The following is a 20,012-nucleotide window of genomic DNA, read 5'->3' on the forward strand; positions in this document are numbered from 1 at the left end:
ACAATCCAGATTTTCAATGCGTGACCTGTTGAAAATTAAGACACTTGGGGAGCTGAAACGTTCAGGCTACCGTACGCGCTCTGTCAAAGATGAGATGCGCGAGAATTTAATTGCGAAAATCAAAGCTGGTGAAAATCCTTTTCCGGGTATCATTGGCTATGAGCGCACCGTGCTGCCACAGCTGCAAAATGCGATTCTCTCTAAACACGACATCATTTTGCTAGGGCTGCGTGGACAAGCCAAGACAAAAATGATTCGTCTAATGGTAAATCTGTTAGACGAGTTTATCCCGATTGTCAAAGGCTCGGAAATCAACGATGATCCCTTCAAGCCACTCTCTAAGTATGCGCGCGAGCGTATCTTGCACGAAGGTGATGAGACCGAAATTGCTTGGATACACCGCTCGGAGCGTTATGCTGAAAAGTTGGCAACGCCTGATGTAACGATTGCCGACCTCATCGGTGACATTGACCCAATTAAAGCCGCCTCGCAGAAGCTGACTTACGCTGATGAAAACGTCATCCACTTCGGCCTAATTCCGCGCAGCAACCGAGGCATTTTTGCCATCAATGAATTGCCTGACCTGCAGCCACGCATTCAAGTCGGCTTGCTGAACATTATGCAGGAAAAAGACATTCAGATTCGTGGCTTTCAGGTGCGCATTCCGCTGGACATCTTCATCATCTATTCAGCTAACCCAGAAGATTACACCAATCGTGGCAACATTATCACGCCACTTAAAGACCGCATTGATTCGCAAATCATCACACACTATCCGAAGACGATTGAAATCGGTATCAAAATCACTGAGCAAGAGGCATGGATTAATCGCAACTCAGAGGTCAAGGTAACCGTGCCGTATTACTTCAAGGAGATTATTGAACACATTGCCTTTGAAGCGCGCCGCAGCGAATATGTTGACCAGAAGTCAGGTGTGTCAGCGCGTCTGACTATCAGCGCAATGGAAAACTTAGTCAGCAGTGCGGAGCGCCGTGCAGTGCTCAACGATGAATCCGATGTAACGGTGCGTATCTCTGACCTCTTCCTTGTCGTGCCTGCAATTACAGGCAAAATTGAACTGGTCTATGAGGGTGAGCAAGAAGGGGCAATCAATGTAGCAAAGCTCCTTATTGGCAAAGCGATTAATCAAGTCTTCAAGAAATACTGCCCTGACCCGAACAAAAAAGTGCAAGGACAGTCACCATATGCAACCATTACCAACTGGTTCTCGCAAGGCAATCAGGTGGACATCTACGACGACATGAAGTTTGAGGACTACTTCAAAGCCCTTGACAGGGTCAAAGGATTGCGCGAGATGGCAGAGAAGACAATGCAGCCTAAGAACAAAGCAGAGTTAGCCAGTGCAATGGAGTTCATTCTCGAGGGGCTGCATCAAAATTCAATGGTTGGCAAAGACGAACTGGAATCGGTACGCACTTACAACGATATGATTGGCAAAATTATGAGCAGCGTCGGTGGAGGAAAGTATGAACGCTAACTTTTATCCATCACTTTGCCTCAATCGTTATGGAGAAAGTCAGAGTCGGTGTCATCGGCTTGGGTAATATTGCCCAAGTGGTGCATCTCCCTATTCTCTCCAAGATGGACACCGTTGAGCTGGTGGCAGTTTGCGACATTGAGCAAGCCAAAGCCAAACTGGTGGGTGAGCGCTACAGGGTGAAGCATATCTTTCAAAACTACGAAGATATGCTGGCGATGCAGAACCTTGATGCAGTCGTGATTGCCACACCAACAAACACACATAAGGCCATTACCATCGCAGCAGCTCGTGCTGGCAAGCACTGCTTAGTGGAAAAACCGCTGGCCCGCACTGCCAAAGAAGCCAAAGAAATTTTAGACGCAGTGTCGCAAACAAAGGTCAAAGTGATGGTCGGAATGAACCAGCGCTTCCGCCCGGATGCAATGGTGATGAAAAGTTTTATCCAGAACGGTGAAATCGGAGAAGTCTTTTTCGTCAAAGCAGGCTGGCTGAAGAAAAATCCTGTCGATAGGCAGTGGAAAGTGCAGAAAAATGTCTCAGGAGGCGGAGTCATTTTAGACTTGGGAATTATGGTGCTTGACCTTGCACTCTGGATTCTCAACTTTCCAAAGCCGAAGAGCGTCTCAGCAGTCAATTTCGAAAAACAGGCACACGACACTGACTCGGCAGATGTGGAAGACTTTTCATCGGTGCTGGTGCGTCTCAAGACAGGACAAGCGATTTCCATTGAAACAGGGTGGAATTTTGAAATCGACCACGACCTTCTCTTCTGCAATGTATATGGCAAAGATGGATTTGCACGCGTCTATCCGCTTCGATTCCATAAGAAAGTTCGAGACAACTTGGTAAATGTAACGCCAGAGCGCATCGGGTCGCTTGAGGATATCTACAAGCGCTCATATCAAAATGAGCTGAAACACTTCATCGGTGCAGTGCAAGACCTTTTTCCTGTAACTTCTACGGCAGAAGAAGCAGTGGAGCGAATGCAAATCATCGATGCGATTTACAAATCTGCAAAGCAGAAAAAAGAAATTACGCTTTGATGTAGAGGGATATGACTGAGCTTGAAATGCATCACTTGCTTGCAATCCAGCGTGCCTTGCTAAGAGAAGATGAGAACTGCTTGACCGAGGTGGCCTGCATTCTTAGCAAGCCCCTCAATGCAAGTGAAGTTGCAATTTACGAACTTGAACCGCATAATTTTCCAAGTCAGAGCACTGCATTTCGCTGCAACGCATACTGGTCAGCCGATGTCACTGGTAGCCGCACTAAGCTCTTTTCTCTCTTAGAGACGGAACTGACCCAAGCCGCACTGGCAAAAGTCCCTACTGAGCAACATAGCAAGGAAGCAACAGAGGTAATTCTTCCATTTGGCGACGCAGACGAAGTGCTTGGCTGTTTGCGTTTCAGAGTGAAGCAAGTTTTGCATAACGGTGCCGTCCAAACTGCTTTGTTGCAGTCTGCACTGGAAGCGCTCAGCAGCTACATCAAACGCAAGCGGATGGACACGGCACTGCTGCAGATGCAAGCTGAGCTGGAAGCGCTCCGCCAGTCGGTTTCAGGAGCTTTGCGAGCAAAGTCCGTGTTTTTAGCAAGCATCAGCCATGAGATTCGCACACCGATGAACATTATACTGGGCATGTGCGATTTGCTCTTGGATACACCGCTTTCCGCCGAGCAGACAAGCTATCTCAACACGCTGCGCAGCGCAGGCAATACCCTTGCAACGCTTCTAACCGACCTGATTGATTTTTCTAATCTGGAGTCAGGAAAGCTGGAGCTGAAGGAACAACCATTTGTGCTCATAGACCTGCTGCAACATGTAGCAAGTTTGGCACAGCAAAGAGCGACTGAAAAACAGCTTCGCTTCACGCTATCGCTCTCGCCAGCCCTACCAAACACACTACTAGGCGACGCCTTGCGCATTCAACAGATTCTGATGAATCTTCTTAGCAATGCTATCAAGTTCACAGAGCAAGGCGCCATAGAGCTCAGGGCAGAGTTAGAGCGTCTTGATGAGGCTACAGCGACCATTTGCTTTTCAGTTATTGATACAGGAATTGGCATTTCGCCTGAAAAGCTGGATTTCATTTTCGAGCAATTTGCGCAAGTAGAACAAACCACAGCGCGCAAGCACGGTGGAGTTGGCTTAGGCTTAACGATTGCGAAACAATTGGTGGAACGAATGAATGGCACGATTAGTGTGGAAAGCGCGCTTGGCAAAGGTAGTCGATTTGAGGTGCGCTTGCCGCTGCGCCTTGCGCCCGAGTCAGCTGTGCCAAAATCACCATTAGCAGGCAGAGCTGCGCTGCTAATTGACCGAGACTCAAGCAATCAATCGTGGTTCAAGAACTATTTTGCTAGCCGCAATGTGGGACTGAATGTCGCAACACACTTAGATGCAGTGGAGTGTGTGCGGCTGTTTGGCGCATCGTGTCCTTTTTCTTGGGTGCTGGTCAACTGCCACCTACCTGAAATGGAATTGCATGCGCTCACACACGCTTTGATGAAAACGCAAAGTGCAGCACCCGCTGTCATATTCTTCAATGCACGCCGCAAGACCGACTTATGGCACTTGCAGCATATTCCAAACGCAAAACTCCTCAATACACTGAGCACAGCCGAACTGGACGCTATTCTTCAAAATCACTTTGTCAATCACACCCAAAACAGTATGCAGCCTGTTTCATCAACCATGCTTGAAGCGCCGGAGAGCATCTCACTGAAGATTTTGGTTGCAGACGATGCACGCGACAATCAGCTCTTAATCAAAGCCTTTTTCAAAAAGCAGCCCTTTGAGGTATGCTTTGCAAGCAATGGCTATGAGGCGCTAGCGCAGTTTAAGGCACAAGACTTTGATCTTGTGCTGATGGATTTGCAAATGCCTGACCTTGACGGTTATGCGGCAACTGCCGCAATCCGACAATGGGAGAGAGAAACCAAGCGCACACGCACGCCAATTATTGCGCTGACCGCATTTGCATTGGAAGAAAAACAAGCGCGCGCACTCGAAGCAGGCTGCGATGCGTATCTAACTAAGCCAATTAAAAAAGAAGCGTTGCTCCAGATGATCTATACGCACTGCAGCCGCTATGCAGAAAATCATCGTGCATATTGATGCTGACCTGCAGGACATCGTGCCACTTTTTCTGCAAAGTCGTGCAGATGATGTGCAAAAGCTCCAGTCAGCCTTACAAGCCGCGCGCTACGACGAGATGTATGTAATCGCCCACAACCTTGCTGGCACAGGCGCAGGCTATGGCTTTGAGACTATCAGCGATATTGGACGACAAATGTGCGATGCCATCAAAGCTCAAAAACTTGACGGCCTGCCCACACTCATTGAGCAGTTGCAAAGCTACTTAAGCGCCGTAGAGGTCGTCTACCGCTCATCGAAATAGAAAGAGCCGCATTTGCAACGATTCTCGCCTGCGAATTGTTAAATCGACCAAATCGTCTGTAGCGCCAAACCCAAACTCTGAAAAGTGAGATGAAAACAGCTGAGAACTTTGCACATCAGGCATCGCAACCCTATTCAAATGCACACTGCACGCAAAAAGTGGTAAGTCTGCATCTAGGAGCACTAAGGGATTATCTGCTGCATTCAGGGACATTTAGCGCAACGTGTGCGTTTCTCTGTGCCGTCTTTTCTTTCCATTGGCAAGGGGCGGTGTATGGAATGACCTTCGGTGCGCTCTTTGGGCTTTTCTTTCTGTGGCTCTCACGCACACTAAGGCAGAAGCTCGGTGAAGTGTTTGGCTCAATTCTCATCTATGGCTTTTCAGGCACGGCAGCTGGCGCATTTGCAGGCGCACTCACTAAAATTATCTGCACACCGATTGCTGCACTTGTCTTAGATGCAATTTATGGCAACACGATTGGTGAGCCAGAGCGTGCTTTCTATGCGGTAGTGTATGCAGGGTTTCTGGGTGGATTCTTTGGCTTGGTAAAAGCACTTTTCTTCGATGAAGCGCAAACCAGCGACATCAGTGATGGTAAGCCAATTGCCATCAAGGAAGAGTTAGAAGAGCGCTCACCAGCAGCCCCGCCTGCTCCGCAAGAGGCAGAAGATAGCCTGCCACCACTGAGGCCGCGCTACATCATTCCAAAAGAGCTGACACAGGAGAGTTTCTTCAGCGAGAACTAAGCTGCACAAGGACAGTAAGCGCTAAGTGTGAGCTACTTTCTCGAGGGTTTGAGATGTTTTTTCAGAAATTTCTCCATGGCGCGGTAAAACTCAAACTGGTTTTCTTCGTTACGAAAACCGTGTCCTTCATTCTCCTTTACAAGGTACGGCACCTCGACGCCGCGTGCGCGTAAGGCATTCACAATTTGATTAGATTCTTCAATGTTCACACGAGGGTCTTTTGCGCCTTGTGCGACAAAGAGCGGAGCTTTGATATTCTGCACATAAAAGAGAGGCGAAGCCTCACGCATGGCTTCTGCTTCTGTCTCAGGATTGCCGATCATTTCATACATCATTTCCAAGTATGGTTTCCAGTAAGGGGGAATGGTTTTCATAAAGGTGAAAAGATTAGAAATGCCCACATAATCAACTCCGCAGGCGTAAAGGTCGGGCGTGAAGGCTAAGCCAGCAAGCACCGCATAACCACCGTAGCTGCCGCCGTAGATTGCAATGCGTTTGGGGTCAGCAATACCCTGATGGATAAGCCAGTGCACACCGTCAGTAATATCGTTCTGCATCGCTTTGCCCCACTGTTTGAATGAGGCTTCCCAGAATGCGCGACCGTAGCCAGTTGAGCCGCGAAAATTCATCTGCAAGACAGCATAGCCGCGATTAGCTAAAAACTGCACTTCAGGATTAAACCCCCAAGCGTCTCTCGCCCACGGACCGCCGTGTGGGTTGACCACAACGGGTAAGTTCTTTGGTTCAATGCCTTTAGGCAAAGTCAAATAGCCGTGAATGCACAGACCATCGCGCGAAGTGTACTGGATAGGCTTCATTTCGCAGAGGTCTTCCTCCTTGAGCCATGGGCTGACTTTGGCAAGCTCGGTAAGCGTATCTGTGTGGCTATCGTAGAGGTAGTAAGCGCCTAAGGAGCGGTCGCTGTAGGTGCGAAAGATAAATCGGTCCTCTGCTTTGTTGTGACTGGCTAGCACCAGCTCGTAGTTGGGCAGTTCACGCTGCACACGAGTAAAAATTCGTTCAATCTCTTTGTCTAGAAAAACCTGCTCACGCTTCCAAGTAATGAAGGAGACCATCGTAAGCACTTTGCGCTTGCGGGAGTAAGCCAGCTCGGAGACATCAACTTCAGGATGCTCAAAAATCACCTCGTCTTCCTTGCCAGTCTCAGGATTAAAGCAGACAATTGCGGTTTTGTCACGTCCTAAATTCGAGGCAGCATAGAAACGTTGGTTATCAAAGGTAAAAAAGAGTGGCGTGAGCGTATCCCGAAAGTTGAGGTGAAAGATAGGGCGAAAGGCTTCTGCTGAAGTCGCCCGATAAAGGAAAGTTTGATTGACGCCGTCAGTAGAAATGGCCAAGCGAATTTCGCCATTGTGGTCAGTAAACCAGTGCGTAATGCTGCCCGGGTTTTCAACCAGTAGCGTAAGTTCTCCTGTTTCCACATTCAGTCGATAAGCATCAAAGCATTCAGGGGTGCGACGGTTGAGAGCAATCAACAGCTCTGTATCGGATTCAGGCAGTTCGTCAATTAGCAGTGCGCGCACATTTTCAAAGGGAGTCAGATCACGCGACTGACCGGTTAGACAGTCAGCAGCAAAAACATGAAAGTTCTCGTCACCTTTAAAGTCGCGCAAATACAGCACCGTGTGATTGCCTTTCCAAAAGAGCTGCGAAATGTCACGGTCTAACTCGCTGGTTAGTCGCTGAGCCTTGGCTGCGCCAAGGCGCTGGATATGCACATTTTGTCGGCGCTTGTAGGGCTTCAAAAATGCTAAATATGTGCCGTCAGGCGAAATTCGGTAAGCCGTGCGCTCTGGCTTCTTGAAAAAACGTGTAAGTGGAATTTTCGTCCGCTGTGTGTGCGGTGATGTGATGGCGCTCATTGGCATAGGTGTTACAAAATTTCGGTTGGAATTTAGGTAACTTTTTTTGCAAACTTGTAACCCTTTTTAAGGTATTGCCGAAAATGGTGTGGTGTAACTTGGTATGTGGGCTAAGCCTTGATGTTGTAAGGCAAAACCGCTGGAAAGGAAAAAATTACAATGCTAGTGAGCAACTTCTCTTGCGGGTGAGCGGTGGCATATGCATGCTGACGGCTTCCCGCTGAGAGAAAACGGATTGCTGCGCAACGTCTCTATCGAGGCAAGATAATTTCAGAAAGCAGTAGAGGGAACCTGCGACGCCAAACGCACCATTTTCTATGGGGTTAAAAACCGATTGAAAGACTTGTCAAAGCTGGATACATCTCGCTCCACGAAACTGGGGTGGCTGACAGAGCTACTCGCTTCTGCATTTTCTGCTCTTTCGCATCGGGATTATCGACTGCTTTGGATTGGTGCATTCTTCTCTAACGTTGGCTCGTGGATTCAAAAAGTCGGCCAGCCTTGGCTGATTTTGAGCCTAACGGGCTCGCCACTGCTCTTAGGGATTGATGGTTTTATGCAAGATGCCCCCTTACTCCTTTTTCTGCTGGTAGGCGGTGCAATTTCTGACCGTTTTGACAAGCGTAAGATTCTCATTTTCTCGCAAATTGTGCAGGGCACAAGTGCATTGATGTTAGCAGCACTGGTGGCGACAGGACACATTACGGTATGGACAATCATTGCACTCTCGTTTATTGTCGGCTGTGTGCAATCTCTCTCGACACCAGCCTATTTGTCCACACTGCCTGCCTTAGTGCCACCTGAACACATCACCAATGCAATTGCCCTAAACTCAATGCAGTTTAACTTGTCACGCTTTATTGGGCCGGCAATTGGGGGTGTAGTCGTAGCATCCTTAGGAGTGGCATGGTGCTTTGGGCTAAATGCGCTCTCTTATCTTGCTCTGTTGATTGTTCTGCCGCTGATTCAGTTTCCGCCTGCAAGCACGCAGGTCATCTCGCTCACATCACTAAGAGAAAGCATTGCTGAGGGGGTTCAAGAAGTGCGCCGCCGTCCTGAGCTTCTTTCAGTAACAATTACCGTCTTTTTTGTGAGCTTCTTTGCAGGACCGATTCTGAATTTCATTCCAGCCATTGCGAAAGAAAACCTGCAAGCTGAAGCGGGCGGGTTTAGCTTAATGCTATCGGCTTTTGGAGCGGGAGCAGTGCTGGGCGCATTGCGTGTAGCCGTGCTGAGAGACAGTCGGCAGCGATATCAAATTGTGCTTGGCTCTTCAGGCATTTTGGCAGGCGCTGTAGCAGCGATTGCACTCTCACATCTCTTTTTGCTCTCCTTGGCGCTGATGTTCGTAAGTGGCTTTGCACTGGTAAGCTGCGGGTCGGTCGGCAATACGATTATGCAAACAGGTGTCGAGGAGCAGTTGCGGGGTCGTGTCATTAGCATCTATGCCACTGCGTTTCGTGGGGGCTTACCGCTGGGCAGCTTGCTGACGGGTGTGCTTTCAGAGCACTTTAGTGCAGCAACTGCGCTGCTATGTGATGGAATAGCACTATTTGCCGTGTTAGGCATTATCTGGTATATCTTCGCTCCACGCTTGGTGCAAAAAGAAGTGGCAGATTCTGTGCAAAGCAGCATGTAGTTGTAAGTAGCTTAAGGTCGCAAATGTTGCTACTAAACTAATGGTCTCTGCACATGGCTTGCTTGCAGTCGGAGGCCTGTAGGCACAAAGCTATGACTCAAAAAAGGCTTTCATTTTTTCAAATGCAGCGCGCTTCCTTATGAGTCCGTTTATCAGCTGCAGCATAGCGGTTGCACCTTGAGCAAAGTAAATAGGACGAGAAGAAACGATGTTGGTGTAGTAGACAGCAGGAATGCCAAGCTCTTTTACATAGCTGTCGAGTGATGTCGTGCCGATGACTAAATCAGGCTTATGTTGTAAGACAGCACGGCGATCTTCCTCGAGATACTTGCGGTAGCGCAAATCCGTGCCCAGCATCGTAAGTAGCTTGTGGTCGTCGTCGCCTAATGTCGTGTGGGCAATAGAGGTAGAAGCATATGGTACAGCTGCGCCAGCTTCCAGTAGCAAGCGCACTAGCGGGAATTCATTGCCTTCGTAGCCTGCTACAAGAACCGTTGCGCGGACAGGGTTTGCTTCAATAGCAGCTCTTACTTTGGCTTTCTCTTCCTGTGCAACTTGCTCCACGAGAGCAGCATCGAGCTCGAGTGCTGCGCCCACGTCTTTTATCCACTTATAAGTTGCATTTGCGCCAACTGGATTGCCTGCGATAACAGGCACACCTGCCTTCTCAAAAAGTTCTGCTGTGCGCTCGTAGAAAGGATGCAAAATAGCAACAGCTGCGGCGCTGCCCGCTTCTATGAAATCGTCAATATGCTGAGATGGCAGAACAATGACGGATGCAGCACCGATTTTTTGTAGCACCATTCCCAGTGCCATCGCATCAAGCGGAAAAATTTCGCCAACGATAACGATAGATTTTTCGCGACGCTGAGAAAACTTTGCTAAGCGCTTTAGCAGCGCTTCCAGCGCAATATCTTTGGCTTCAGGATGGGATTTGATGAGGTAGGCAGGCAAGCGCACCAAAACCACTTCAGCATTGCCCACGCGCTTAGGTAGGAGTTCTTCAGCCAAGCCAGCTGTCTCAGCCACGCACAAGCTCACAACGGGAATAAGACGCACCGAAGGATCTTTTGCGATTTCTTCAATCGTTGCTCGCACATCGTCAATGATGCTACCGCTTGCAAGCTGTGTCGACATCACTTCAGGCGAGACAATAGACTTGCGCGCTGCATAAAAATGCGTTACGAAGGTCAAGCCATACATACAGCCTTTATCAGTAGCCATGCAGACCTGCGCACCATCAATGCGCGTAACAACCCGTAAGCCACCAAAAGCGGGGCACATCGTCTGTGGGTGTAGGTTGTTTTCTTCTTCGGCATGGCTCTCCTGAGCCGTGTGCTCGCGTAAGATATTAAACAGCGCAGAGAAGGTCTCGTCACTGGGAGGAACTGTAGACACAGAGTTTGACATCGCACAATACTCCTTTCTCAATGTTAAGGTGCTACTTGATTGAAAACTGCTTGAAGTTACTGAATCTTATCGAGAAATGCACCTTTGGGAAGTTGCGAGGCGTAATCTCTAATTGCTTTGAGAGCGTCGCTCTGCTGTGCAAATTGTCCAACACGGACGCGGTAGCGAATCTCGCCGTTCACCGTGCGTGGTTTAATACTGACGCTAAAACCCTTCTCGGCAAAGGTCGCAGCGACTTGCTTAGCCTCTTGCTCGGTAGGACGAGACGCCACAACAATCGTCCAGCCACCCTTTGCTTCACTTACAGGCGTAGAGAGTTCAGGCGGCAAAGTGCTTGCAGAAGAACTTGCTTTTGGTGCCGTGATACTGGTCGGGGTAGCTTGACTAACGGGTGGTTTGTCAGTTGTTCTTGCACTGGGCTTGCCAGCAGAGTGTGCGCCATCACTATCCAGTAGGTTGCTAGTTGTCGCTGGCGATTTTGGCTCATGCGGCGTAGATGATGGGCTGGCTTGACTCTCTTTACGAGCCCCTTCACTGGCTTTAGAAAGGCTCGAGGCTGAATTCTGAGCCACTGGCGAAGAGGTCGGAAAGGTGCGCGTGCTGCGTGCGTAGAAAAAGAACATCACAACAACCGCTACCACCGCTACTGCCACACCAATGAGTGTGAGGATTGCACCTCGGCTAAGCTCTTCTCGTGGAGTACGTATAACAGCAGGTGCAGCAGCCAACTTTTCTCCTGTGGAGGAGGTGTTTGCTGCAGCCGAAACCGCTTCAACCACACTGTGCTCAGAAGGTGTAGCAAGGGTGTCGTGCGATGAGGAGGATTGCAACGGCTGCAGGAGGGCTTCAACTTCCTCAGGAGAAGTAGGAATCGGTGGCTGAAAAGGTGCTTTCTTATCTTTGTTTCGCCGATGCTTCTTTTCTAAGTCTGCAAGAAGCCCGGATTGCTGCAAGAAAATTTGTGGGGTGTTCTCAGCCGCCTGATTGGGGGCATCTAACCCAAACTCTGTAGGGTCAAGCGTTACATGCGAGATAGCAGGTGATGACTCGGGAGAAGTGAGCGTAGGCTGAGGCGGTTCCGTAGGGGTGCTGTGGATGCGTGGTTGGCTCTCTGTTACAGGCGTTGCATCTGCAACGGATGCAGTAGCCGCCATATTAGGCTGAGAGGGCGCTTTGGGAGCAGACAGGGGCAGCGCATCCAACATCTGGTATGGCTTATTGAGCAAATCCAGTATCCACTCCGATGGCTCAATGGTAACCCCTTGCTCAGTTTTGTGAAGCGTGCCCAGCTGACCAAGCTCCACGCGCGATTTGAATTCCAGCGTTTTTTGGACGGCAGTGGCAACGCCTGCAACGAATCTTTCCGCCAAATCTTCTTCCAAACCCAAATCGTCAATCGCTACATCATAAAGAAATCCTGCACTGTCTTCCTGCTCTGGAAGAAGCTCAAGGGCAGCGCGAGGAGGCAAGAGCTTGGTGTGGCCATGCTCTTCAACAGGGCGAGAGGGAATATGCACCTTGCGCAAGACACCAATCCCTGAAAGATGCACCGACCCAGATAGCAAAAGTTCCTCAGCGGCACGATATACCAGCACTTCTAACCACTGTTCAACTTTCTCGGCTGAGAGACCTAGCGCAGGCGCAAGTGATTTTGCAATGATTTCCAAAGTTGAAGCCATGCTGAATTACTCTGTTGGGTTATGCGTTCATAACATAGCTAAACTCTCTGGGCAAAGCAATCCGTTCAAATGTGCCAAAGCAGAATCAAGAGCGCCAGTGCCAAAAAATTGTCTGCTGAAAGATGGTAACGGTTAGGCTCAGAGTGGAGCTAAAACTTTGCACTTCCACCCTATGCCTTTCTGGTTATAGACCGTTACGGCGTCAATAGGCGGAAAGGCACTTTCAATCTCTCGCCAGATTTGTTCATGCTTATCTTTAACAAACATAGAGACCAGAAAAATGCCGTTTGGCTTCAGATACTGGGCGTAGCGTTGGAAGCCTTTCAAGGGATTGTGCAGGTAATAGATGGATTCGTTGAACACGATGGCATCGAACTGCTCTTCGGGCACGTAAGTGTTCATATCACCAACAACGAAGTGGGTGCGTTCCGTGCATTTGTGTGCAGCCAGCTTAATTGGCTCTGAAAAATCCACGCCGACATATTTAGAATACATCACTTCGGGAATGCTCTCCTGCAAGATGCCTTCGCCGCAGCCCATATCCAGAAGCGAACCTTTGGGTTTGAGGCGCATAAAGTAACCTGCTAAGATGCTATGGTGCGCCAGTTCATCTAAGTTGCGCAGCCAAGCCCACTCGCCGCGAGCGTATTGTTCTTGCCACTTTTCTTCGTTGTCTTTACCGAGTACGTGCCGAAAAAGCCGCTGTGCTTTTGAAAGAAGGTTGCTGCTTAGGTCCATTGTCTTTTTCAGAAAACGCTAAGTTGCCTTCAGATGCTACCGCAACAGCTCTTCCAGTGCCGTTGCAAGGTCGGTTTTTTCATCACGATACTTGATAATGAGCGGTGTGTAGATAGACAGTCCGTGTGCCTCAGCAAACGCATTTTTGGTAACAGGGCGTGAGCCAGCCACGACCACTGCCCCTTTTGGAATCACCAGCGGAGAGGTAGCGGTCTTGCGCAAAATGCGTCCATTGACCACATCGTAGACTGGTGTTGAGCCATTAAGAATAACGCCTGTGCCGATGACCGCGCGCTCTTCGACAATTGTGCCTTCGTAAATGCCACAGTTACCGCCAATCATCACGCCGTCCTCAATGATAACAGGGAGCGCCCCCACTGGTTCCAGCACGCCACCCAGCTGTGAGCCTGCGGAAAGGTGCACATTCTTGCCAACCTGCGCGCAACTGCCAACTAAGGCATGCGAGTCAATCATCGTGCCAGCATCGACGAAAGCGCCAACGTTGATATAAGCAGGAGGCATCACGACCACAGAGGGCGCAAGGTAAGCGCCGTCGCGCACAGTTGTGCCACCGGGCACAATGCGCACTTTTTGGTCAGGCGTAAATTGCTGCGTCGGATAGGTATCCTTATCGACGAAGCTGAAAGGAGGCGAAGCATTGACCTTTTGAAGTTCGCCTAAGCGAAAGCCCAGCAGGATGCCTTGCTTCACCCATTGATGCACTTTCCATACCCCATCGATTTTTTCAGCTGAGCGGATTTGTCCCGTGTTGAGCTTATACTTGAACTCAGCGAAAATCTCGCGTGCTTTTGGATGCGCTTGTAGCGCATTGGTCGGTAGTGCGGCAAGTTGCTCAATATGGAGTTGAAGTTGGCTGTCCATTGTGTAATCGGCTTAGAGAGAACTGTATTCTTGGGTGATGTCTTGTGAAGTGCCACGAATAAAGAAACGAAAGTCATCGCTACGCAAAGTGTCGTCTGGTTTAATTCTCACCCAAACCAAGTGTTGCAGGAACCACTTCCATTCAGGGCGTATCTCTTGCTTTTGCAGCGGCTCGAGCACGGTTGGACTAATGAGCAAATCCAAGCGAGAGAAGGGACGCTTGCAGTGCAGGGCGTATTTGCGCAACCATCGCTCAATTTGGTGAATCGTGGTCTGGCGGGCTTGAATAATGCCCGTGCCACCGCAGGCAGGGCACTGGTCGCCCAAGCGTTGCATCAAACTGGGGCGAATGCGCTCGCGCGTAATTTGCATAATACCAAAGTCTGACATAGGGAGCACATTCGACTTGGCACGGTCGCGCTTGAGCTCTGCTTTCATCGTTTCATAGACCTTGCGCGCATTGCGCTCGTCGAGCAAGTCAATAAAGTCAATGACGATAATGCCGCCAATGTCACGCATACGCAACTGCCGGGCAATTTCTTTTGCAGCTTCCAGATTGGTGCGCAAAGAGTTTTCCTCTTGCTCCTTTTTTGCCGCATATCGACCGCTATTGACATCAATGACGACCATTGCCTCTGTCTGCTCAATGATGAGATAGCCACCGGATTTGAGCCATACTTTGCGCGAAAAAATGGACTCGACATCCTTCGCAATGCCATAGCTCTCAAACAAAGGCAAGCGACCTTTGTAGAGCGTGATGCGCTTTTCCATCTCAGGTGCTGCCCAGCGCACGTAGTTGAGTGCCTCGCGGTAGATGCTGGGCGAGTTGGTGGCAATTTCCGTGACATCTTCCGTGAGAAAATCGCGCAGGGCGCTGGCAGTAATGGTGTCTTCTTTGAAGATGAGTTTCGGCGGCTTGGCAGTTTTGACAACTTCTTCAATCTGTTTCCATTTGCTAAGCAAAATTTCCATATCGGTGCGTATCAGTGCCTCTTCTTGCTCTTCGGCTACGGTGCGAATAATTGCGCCAAAACCTTTGGGCAGCATTGAGCGCACGATTTGTTTCAGGCGTCGCCTTTCACGGCGGTTAAGAATGCGCTTTGAGACGGCAATGTGCCCATCGCCAAAGGGCAAAAGCACGATAAATCGCCCAGCAATAGTGATGTCAGATGTCAGACGCGACCCTTTATTGCCAATTGGCTCTTTGATGACTTGAACCAAGATGCTGTCGTTTGGCTTGAGCTTACTGGCAATCATCTGCGTGTAAGATTGCTTGCGCTCGGGCTTGGTGTCGGAAGCAGACGGCTGACCATTTGAAGTCGATGTTACGGTGCTGCTGGACGAGCGCTGCACCGCTGGCTTCGTTGCGCTAAGAGCCACGTCGGTCTCACTAGCATCCGTCTCCTCTGCGACCTCTTCTTCATCATCTTCGTCGGATTCATCTTCTTCTTCGAAGTCTTCATTTAGGAGGGCACGATAGTCTTCGCTGGTTGTGCCGACATCAGAAAAGTGCAAAAAGCCATCTTGCTCTTGACCAATGTCGACGAAAGCAGCTTGCAAGCCTTCGACCACTTTTTGCACGCGACCTAGGTAAATATCACCAACGGAGCGAGAGCTATCTGGACGTTCTACCAAAAGTTCCGCTAATCTTCCGTCTTCGACAATTGCAACTTGAATTTCGTCGCCCTGTTGATTCATCAAAATCTGTCGCTTCATATCATCTGAAAATTTGGTTTTGCCACAAATTGGCGAGCGCTAAAAGAGTTCCAATTTAACTGGCAGGGCGTTGTTTTTCAACTCTCGGTTTGTAAATTGCTTAGCTAAGTGTGTAGCCGCTTGGGCTTGGCGCACATGCAGCGCAAAAATTTACAAACCTTTCAACTGGGAGAAGTTATGAGTGCCTTAGTTTCTGACACTGCCAAAGTAGAACGATCTTTGAACGCACCTGCATTTGTCAAAAACCGTCGCTTGCTTGAATGGGTCAAAGAAGTGGCTGAGCTATGTCAGCCAGACAACATTTACTGGTGCGACGGCTCGCAGGAAGAATATGACCGCTTGTGCGAGCTAATGGTGCAAAATGGCACCTTCATTCGGCTCAACCCTGAAAAGCGACCTAATAGCTACTACGCAAAATCTGACCCCAGCGATGTTGCACGCGTCGAAGACCGCACCTTTATCTGCAGCCTGCGCAAAGAAGACGCTGGACCGACCAACAACTGGGTGCACCCGAAGGAAATGAAAGCCACTTTGCGCAATCTGTTCAACGGCTGTATGCGCGGGCGCACGATGTATATTGTGCCGTTCAGTATGGGACCGATTGGCTCACCGATTTCAAAAATCGGTGTGGAGATTACAGACTCCCCCTATGTGGTGGTCAATATGCGCATTATGACCCGAATGGGGCGTGCGGTGTTGGAGGTGCTGGGTGATGGCGAGTTCGTTGAGTGCCTCCATTCAGTCGGAATGCCACTAGTAAATGGTCAAAAAGATGTTCCGTGGCCGTGTAACAAGGAGCACAAGTATATTGTCCACTTCCCTGAGGAGCGTGCTATCTGGTCATTTGGCTCTGGCTACGGCGGCAATGCGCTTTTGGGGAAAAAGTGCTATGCCTTGCGTATTGCATCGGTGATGGGACGCGAAGAAGGTTGGCTGGCTGAGCATATGCTTATCATGGGTGTGCAGTCCCCAGATGGTGAAAAGACATATGTGGCAGCGGCTTTCCCAAGTGCATGCGGCAAAACCAACTTTGCAATGCTGGTGCCGCCTGAGCCGCTCAAAGATTGGAAAATCACCACCGTGGGCGACGACATTGCGTGGATTAAGCCGGGCAAAGATGGTCGGCTCTACGCCATTAACCCTGAAGCAGGCTTTTTCGGCGTGGCACCGGGCACATCCTACAAGTCCAACCCCAATATGATGGAGACGCTCAAAGCAAATTGCATTTTCACAAATGTGGCCCTCACGCCTGACGGTGATGTGTGGTGGGAAGATATGACTGACACGCCCCCCGAGCGCCTGATTGACTGGCAAGGACAAGAATGGACACCGCAAATTGCAAAAGAAACAGGGCGCAAAGCCGCACACCCCAATGCGCGCTTTACAGCGCCTGCTTCACAGTGCCCTTCTATGGACCCAGAGTGGGAAAACCCCAACGGCGTGCCCATTTCAGCATTTATCTTTGGCGGTCGCCGTGCGACAACCGTGCCACTGGTCTATCAAGCCGTAAACTGGAACTATGGGGTGTATTTGGCAGCCACGATTGGCTCTGAGATGACCGCAGCAGCCGTGGGTGGCGTGGGGCAAGTACGGCGCGACCCCTTTGCGATGCTGCCTTTCTGCGGTTACCATATGGGCGACTATTTCAATCACTGGCTGCAAATCGGTCGACAGCTACCTGACCCGCCACGAATCTTCTGTGTGAATTGGTTCCGAAAAGACAAAGACGGCAAGTTTATCTGGCCGGGCTTTGGTGAAAATATGCGTGTGCTGAAGTGGATTGTCGAGCGCGTGCGTGGCCGTGCACACGCCTGCGAAAGTCCACTCGGCTGGATGCCCACTTACCATGACCTGGATATGCGCGGCATCAACATTACCGAAGAACAGTTCAAAGAGCTCATGGAGGTCGATCGCGAAAGCTGGAAACAAGAGGTCTTGGCGCATGAGGAATTCTTTGAAAAAATCTACGACCGCTTGCCCAAAGAATTCCACTGGATGCGTCAACTTTTGCTCTCTAGCCTTTGGCGCTCGCCTGAGCACTGGGAACTGGCGCCAGAACGACCGCACGAAGAAGCAGTAAAAACCTGATGCGCTCTGGCGGCTGAGCTAAGGCAGCTCAGCCGCTTCACTGGGCAGCCAAGCCATATGCATAAAATTCAGCACATTAAAATGGAGGCGACTCTATGGACACTTCTTCGCTCTCTACAGCTGCATCCACTTCTTTTTCTTGGAGCTGGACTTATCTTGCTGCACACCCGTTCAAAACCGCAGGCATAGTGCTGATTTTAGCCTTGCGGTATTTCTTTGCCATCTTCTTCCTCTATGGCTTTTGGCATAAGCTGATACACGGCTGGCTCTGGACAGATGTCCTAAGGCTGCATTTTATTGACCGCCTGAGCGAAATTTCTCCTGAAGCGTGGCAAGCAGCCTACCTGCAATACTTTGCAATTCCACTTGCGATGCCAATTGCATGGATTGTAACAGTAGGCGAGCTAATTATCGGATTGGCGTTGGTCTTTGGCGTTACCACACGCCTTAATGCGGCCTTCGGGCTATTTATGTTGCTGAACTTTGCCGCTGGGGCATTTTACAACATCTGGATTGACATTCTGTCCGCAATGGCTATGCTCTTTATCGTGTTTCCTACGGGGCATTGGCTCGGCTTCGACAAAATGCTGCATCAGAAGTATCCGCATAGCATCTGGTTTAAGTGAGCAGCGGCAAACAAAGGACTAGAGCAGTGCAACGAGCAACTGTGCAATGAAGATTTTAACAATCGTCACCAATGGAAAGACGGTTGTGTAACCGAGATTGGGTAGGTCGTTATGGGTTTGCTCATTTGCGAATGCCAGTGCGGCAGGTTGCGTGTGAATGCCCGAGACGATACCGATGAGTCGCCCCATTGGGATGCGCAAGAGCTTGTAGCCGATGAAGAGCGCAGAAAATGCGGCACTGGTTGTAACCAGTAGTCCAGAGAGAAAAATCCAGATGCTGTGGGGAGCTGTAATTTGCGCCACAAACTCGTAGCCAGCGCGCGTGCCCACGCCAGCCAGAAACATCACCAGCCCGATTTGACGCAAAGTAAGATTGGCGCTGTATGGGATGTTCCAGATAATCGTGCCAGTGCGTCCTTTTGCTCCCAAGATAAGACCGGCAACCAGTGGCCCACCTGCAATACCTAACTTGAATGTGGCGCCACTGGGCAACGGAATCGGAATTAATCCAAGCAGAAGCCCTATTGAAATACCCACGCCCAGTGAAATCACATCGACTTCGCTAAGCGCCTTGTAAGAATCCCCAAAGAATTTGCTGACTTCCTCCATTCGGTCTTTGGGTGCAACAACGCGCACGCGGTCGCCTAACCACAGGGTTGTATCGCTGTCAGGGATAAAGTCGTGGTCGCCACGGCGCACGCGTGCCACGCGAGCTTCAAACTTTTCGCGTAGATGGAGCTCCGAAAGCTTCTTGCCCACCACTTCTGGATTCGACACAAACACGCGCCGAAAGTCCAAGTTCGAGCGGTCGTCCTCAAGCGGACGGCGAGCCACTTCACCTAAGAAGGCAGCAATGCGCTGTGCTTCGTCAGGAGCAGCGATGAAATTGACAAAATCACCCACTGCTAACTGTGCACCATCGTGCGCCAGTGTGAGATGCCCTTGATGTAGCCAGCGCACAAACCGCACGGTCCAACCGTATCGATGACGCAAATGTCCTAAGGTCTCTACGCAGGCATCGGGATTAGTAACTTTCACCGTCAGCGTGATGAGATGGTCTGCACCACCAAGTTGAGGTGCAAACGCTTTAGCCTCTTCGGCATAATTGATTCGCCAAAGGCGCTGCAGAATGTAAATCGCTCCAATGACGCCCAGAACACCCATCGGATAGCAAAGCGAATAAGCAATGACAGGTTCAGAGAAGATTTGAACGGCTGTGTCAGGCAAAGCATGTATGCGCTCTCGCAAGTATTGAATCACATTAGCTAAGGCGGGCGTGTTGGTCATACTGCCCGCAAAAATGCCGGCCGAAGTGCCTGCCGAAAAGCCGAAGAGAAAGTGTAGCGCAGTAACAAGAGCGCCTACACTAAGCAACACAGAGACAGCAAACAGATTTTCCCGTAAACCTTCGCGCCGAAGTGAAGAAAGAAAAGTCGGTCCGCTGGCTAGACCGATGGTGTAGACGAACAGCACAAGACCAAAGAGATGACAAAATTCAGGCAGCTCGACCGTCGGCCCGAGTGCGCCAAACGCTAAACCTACAAACAGCACAGCTGCAATACCCAAACTAAACCCCCCGATGCGAACTTTGCCAATGAGATAGCCGATGCCTGCAACGAGGAAAAGCAAGAGCAGGGAGTTTTCGGAAAGCAGATGAACAACAACTTGCATAGAAATGCTGAGAGATGAACTGGTTTGTGCAG

The 20,012-nt window shown here is 50.0% G+C and carries 15 protein-coding genes; 8 read left to right on the plus strand and 7 right to left on the minus strand.

Annotated features, from left to right (window positions below):
- Window positions 1-16 precede the first annotated feature (16 nt).
- The 5 genes from NZM05_02970 to NZM05_02990 all read left to right on the plus strand — a co-directional run bounded on the left by NZM05_02970 (window position 17) and on the right by NZM05_02990 (window position 5,648).
- Window positions 17-1,498, plus strand: a complete 1,482-nt coding sequence (locus NZM05_02970) for a sigma 54-interacting transcriptional regulator (GenBank protein ID MCS7012582.1) — start codon at window positions 17-19, stop codon at window positions 1,496-1,498.
- Window positions 1,499-1,527: 29 nt separating this feature from the next.
- Window positions 1,528-2,544 (plus strand): Gfo/Idh/MocA family oxidoreductase, encoded by a 1,017-nt coding sequence (locus tag NZM05_02975; GenBank protein ID MCS7012583.1) that lies wholly within the window; start codon window positions 1,528-1,530, stop codon window positions 2,542-2,544.
- Window positions 2,545-2,555: 11 nt separating this feature from the next.
- The gene (locus NZM05_02980) at window positions 2,556-4,619 is read left to right on the plus strand and encodes a response regulator (protein MCS7012584.1); all 2,064 of its coding nucleotides are present in this window, start codon (window positions 2,556-2,558) and stop codon (window positions 4,617-4,619) included.
- Window positions 4,594-4,902, plus strand: a complete 309-nt coding sequence (locus tag NZM05_02985) for an Hpt domain-containing protein (protein ID MCS7012585.1) — start codon at window positions 4,594-4,596, stop codon at window positions 4,900-4,902. The genes NZM05_02980 and NZM05_02985 overlap by 26 nt, the downstream gene beginning before the upstream one ends.
- 278 nt (window positions 4,903-5,180) lie before the next feature.
- Complete coding sequence (locus NZM05_02990; protein MCS7012586.1) at window positions 5,181-5,648, plus strand: hypothetical protein; 468 nt, start codon at window positions 5,181-5,183, stop codon at window positions 5,646-5,648.
- A gap of 32 nt (window positions 5,649-5,680) precedes the next feature.
- Here NZM05_02990 and NZM05_02995 read toward each other — a convergent pair whose 3' ends face one another.
- Entirely contained in the window at window positions 5,681-7,531 is a 1,851-nt protein-coding gene (locus tag NZM05_02995; protein MCS7012587.1) for a S9 family peptidase, read from the minus strand.
- 334 nt (window positions 7,532-7,865) lie between these two features.
- Between NZM05_02995 and NZM05_03000 the strand changes: the two genes are divergently transcribed.
- Complete coding sequence (locus NZM05_03000) at window positions 7,866-9,170, plus strand: MFS transporter (GenBank protein ID MCS7012588.1); 1,305 nt, start codon at window positions 7,866-7,868, stop codon at window positions 9,168-9,170.
- 90 nt (window positions 9,171-9,260) lie between these two features.
- Here NZM05_03000 and bchY read toward each other — a convergent pair whose 3' ends face one another.
- The 5 genes from bchY to NZM05_03025 form a co-directional block, all read right to left on the minus strand.
- The gene (gene bchY / locus NZM05_03005) at window positions 9,261-10,454 is read right to left on the minus strand and encodes a chlorophyllide a reductase subunit Y (GenBank protein ID MCS7012589.1); all 1,194 of its coding nucleotides are present in this window, start codon (window positions 10,452-10,454) and stop codon (window positions 9,261-9,263) included.
- A 182-nt stretch (window positions 10,455-10,636) separates the two neighbouring features.
- On the minus strand, window positions 10,637-12,247 hold the full coding sequence (locus NZM05_03010; protein ID MCS7012590.1) for an SPOR domain-containing protein: 1,611 nt from the start codon (window positions 12,245-12,247) through the stop codon (window positions 10,637-10,639).
- Window positions 12,248-12,397: 150 nt separating this feature from the next.
- Window positions 12,398-12,997: a class I SAM-dependent methyltransferase gene (locus NZM05_03015; GenBank protein MCS7012591.1), complete on the minus strand. Its 600-nt coding sequence runs from the start codon at window positions 12,995-12,997 to the stop codon at window positions 12,398-12,400.
- Between the two features lie 36 nt (window positions 12,998-13,033).
- Complete coding sequence (locus NZM05_03020) at window positions 13,034-13,879, minus strand: 2,3,4,5-tetrahydropyridine-2,6-dicarboxylate N-succinyltransferase (protein MCS7012592.1); 846 nt, start codon at window positions 13,877-13,879, stop codon at window positions 13,034-13,036.
- 12 nt (window positions 13,880-13,891) lie between these two features.
- The gene (locus NZM05_03025; GenBank protein MCS7012593.1) at window positions 13,892-15,595 is read right to left on the minus strand and encodes an Rne/Rng family ribonuclease; all 1,704 of its coding nucleotides are present in this window, start codon (window positions 15,593-15,595) and stop codon (window positions 13,892-13,894) included.
- 177 nt (window positions 15,596-15,772) lie between these two features.
- Between NZM05_03025 and NZM05_03030 the strand changes: the two genes are divergently transcribed.
- Complete coding sequence (locus NZM05_03030) at window positions 15,773-17,683, plus strand: phosphoenolpyruvate carboxykinase (GTP) (protein MCS7012594.1); 1,911 nt, start codon at window positions 15,773-15,775, stop codon at window positions 17,681-17,683.
- Between the two features lie 95 nt (window positions 17,684-17,778).
- Window positions 17,779-18,309: a DoxX family membrane protein gene (locus tag NZM05_03035; GenBank protein ID MCS7012595.1), complete on the plus strand. Its 531-nt coding sequence runs from the start codon at window positions 17,779-17,781 to the stop codon at window positions 18,307-18,309.
- Between the two features lie 18 nt (window positions 18,310-18,327).
- On the opposite strand, the gene NZM05_03040 is transcribed toward NZM05_03035, so the two are convergent.
- Window positions 18,328-19,980, minus strand: a complete 1,653-nt coding sequence (locus NZM05_03040) for a hypothetical protein (GenBank protein ID MCS7012596.1) — start codon at window positions 19,978-19,980, stop codon at window positions 18,328-18,330.
- Window positions 19,981-20,012: the final 32 nt, after the last annotated feature.

This window comes from Chloroherpetonaceae bacterium (assembly GCA_025056565.1).
Classification (GTDB): Bacteria; Bacteroidota; Chlorobiia; order Chlorobiales; family Thermochlorobacteraceae; genus Thermochlorobacter.

Excerpts from the sequence above, each read along its gene's own strand:
- NZM05_02990 (MCS7012586.1), top strand. The coding sequence starts at position 5,181 with ATGACCTTCGGTGCGCTCTTTGGGCTTTTCTTTCTGTGGCTCTCACGC.
- NZM05_02975 (MCS7012583.1), top strand. The coding sequence starts at position 1,528 with ATGGAGAAAGTCAGAGTCGGTGTCATCGGCTTGGGTAATATTGCCCAA.
- NZM05_02985 (MCS7012585.1), top strand. The coding sequence starts at position 4,594 with ATGCAGAAAATCATCGTGCATATTGATGCTGACCTGCAGGACATCGTG.
- NZM05_03015 (MCS7012591.1), bottom strand. The coding sequence starts at position 12,997 with ATGGACCTAAGCAGCAACCTTCTTTCAAAAGCACAGCGGCTTTTTCGG.
- NZM05_03025 (MCS7012593.1), bottom strand. The coding sequence starts at position 15,595 with ATGAAGCGACAGATTTTGATGAATCAACAGGGCGACGAAATTCAAGTT.
- NZM05_02970 (MCS7012582.1), top strand. The coding sequence starts at position 17 with ATGCGTGACCTGTTGAAAATTAAGACACTTGGGGAGCTGAAACGTTCA.
- NZM05_02980 (MCS7012584.1), top strand. The coding sequence starts at position 2,556 with ATGACTGAGCTTGAAATGCATCACTTGCTTGCAATCCAGCGTGCCTTG.
- NZM05_03040 (MCS7012596.1), bottom strand. The coding sequence starts at position 19,980 with ATGCAAGTTGTTGTTCATCTGCTTTCCGAAAACTCCCTGCTCTTGCTT.
- bchY (MCS7012589.1), bottom strand. The coding sequence starts at position 10,454 with ATGTGCCCCGCTTTTGGTGGCTTACGGGTTGTTACGCGCATTGATGGT.
- NZM05_03030 (MCS7012594.1), top strand. The coding sequence starts at position 15,773 with ATGAGTGCCTTAGTTTCTGACACTGCCAAAGTAGAACGATCTTTGAAC.
- NZM05_02995 (MCS7012587.1), bottom strand. The coding sequence starts at position 7,531 with ATGAGCGCCATCACATCACCGCACACACAGCGGACGAAAATTCCACTT.
- NZM05_03035 (MCS7012595.1), top strand. The coding sequence starts at position 17,779 with ATGGACACTTCTTCGCTCTCTACAGCTGCATCCACTTCTTTTTCTTGG.
- NZM05_03020 (MCS7012592.1), bottom strand. The coding sequence starts at position 13,879 with ATGGACAGCCAACTTCAACTCCATATTGAGCAACTTGCCGCACTACCG.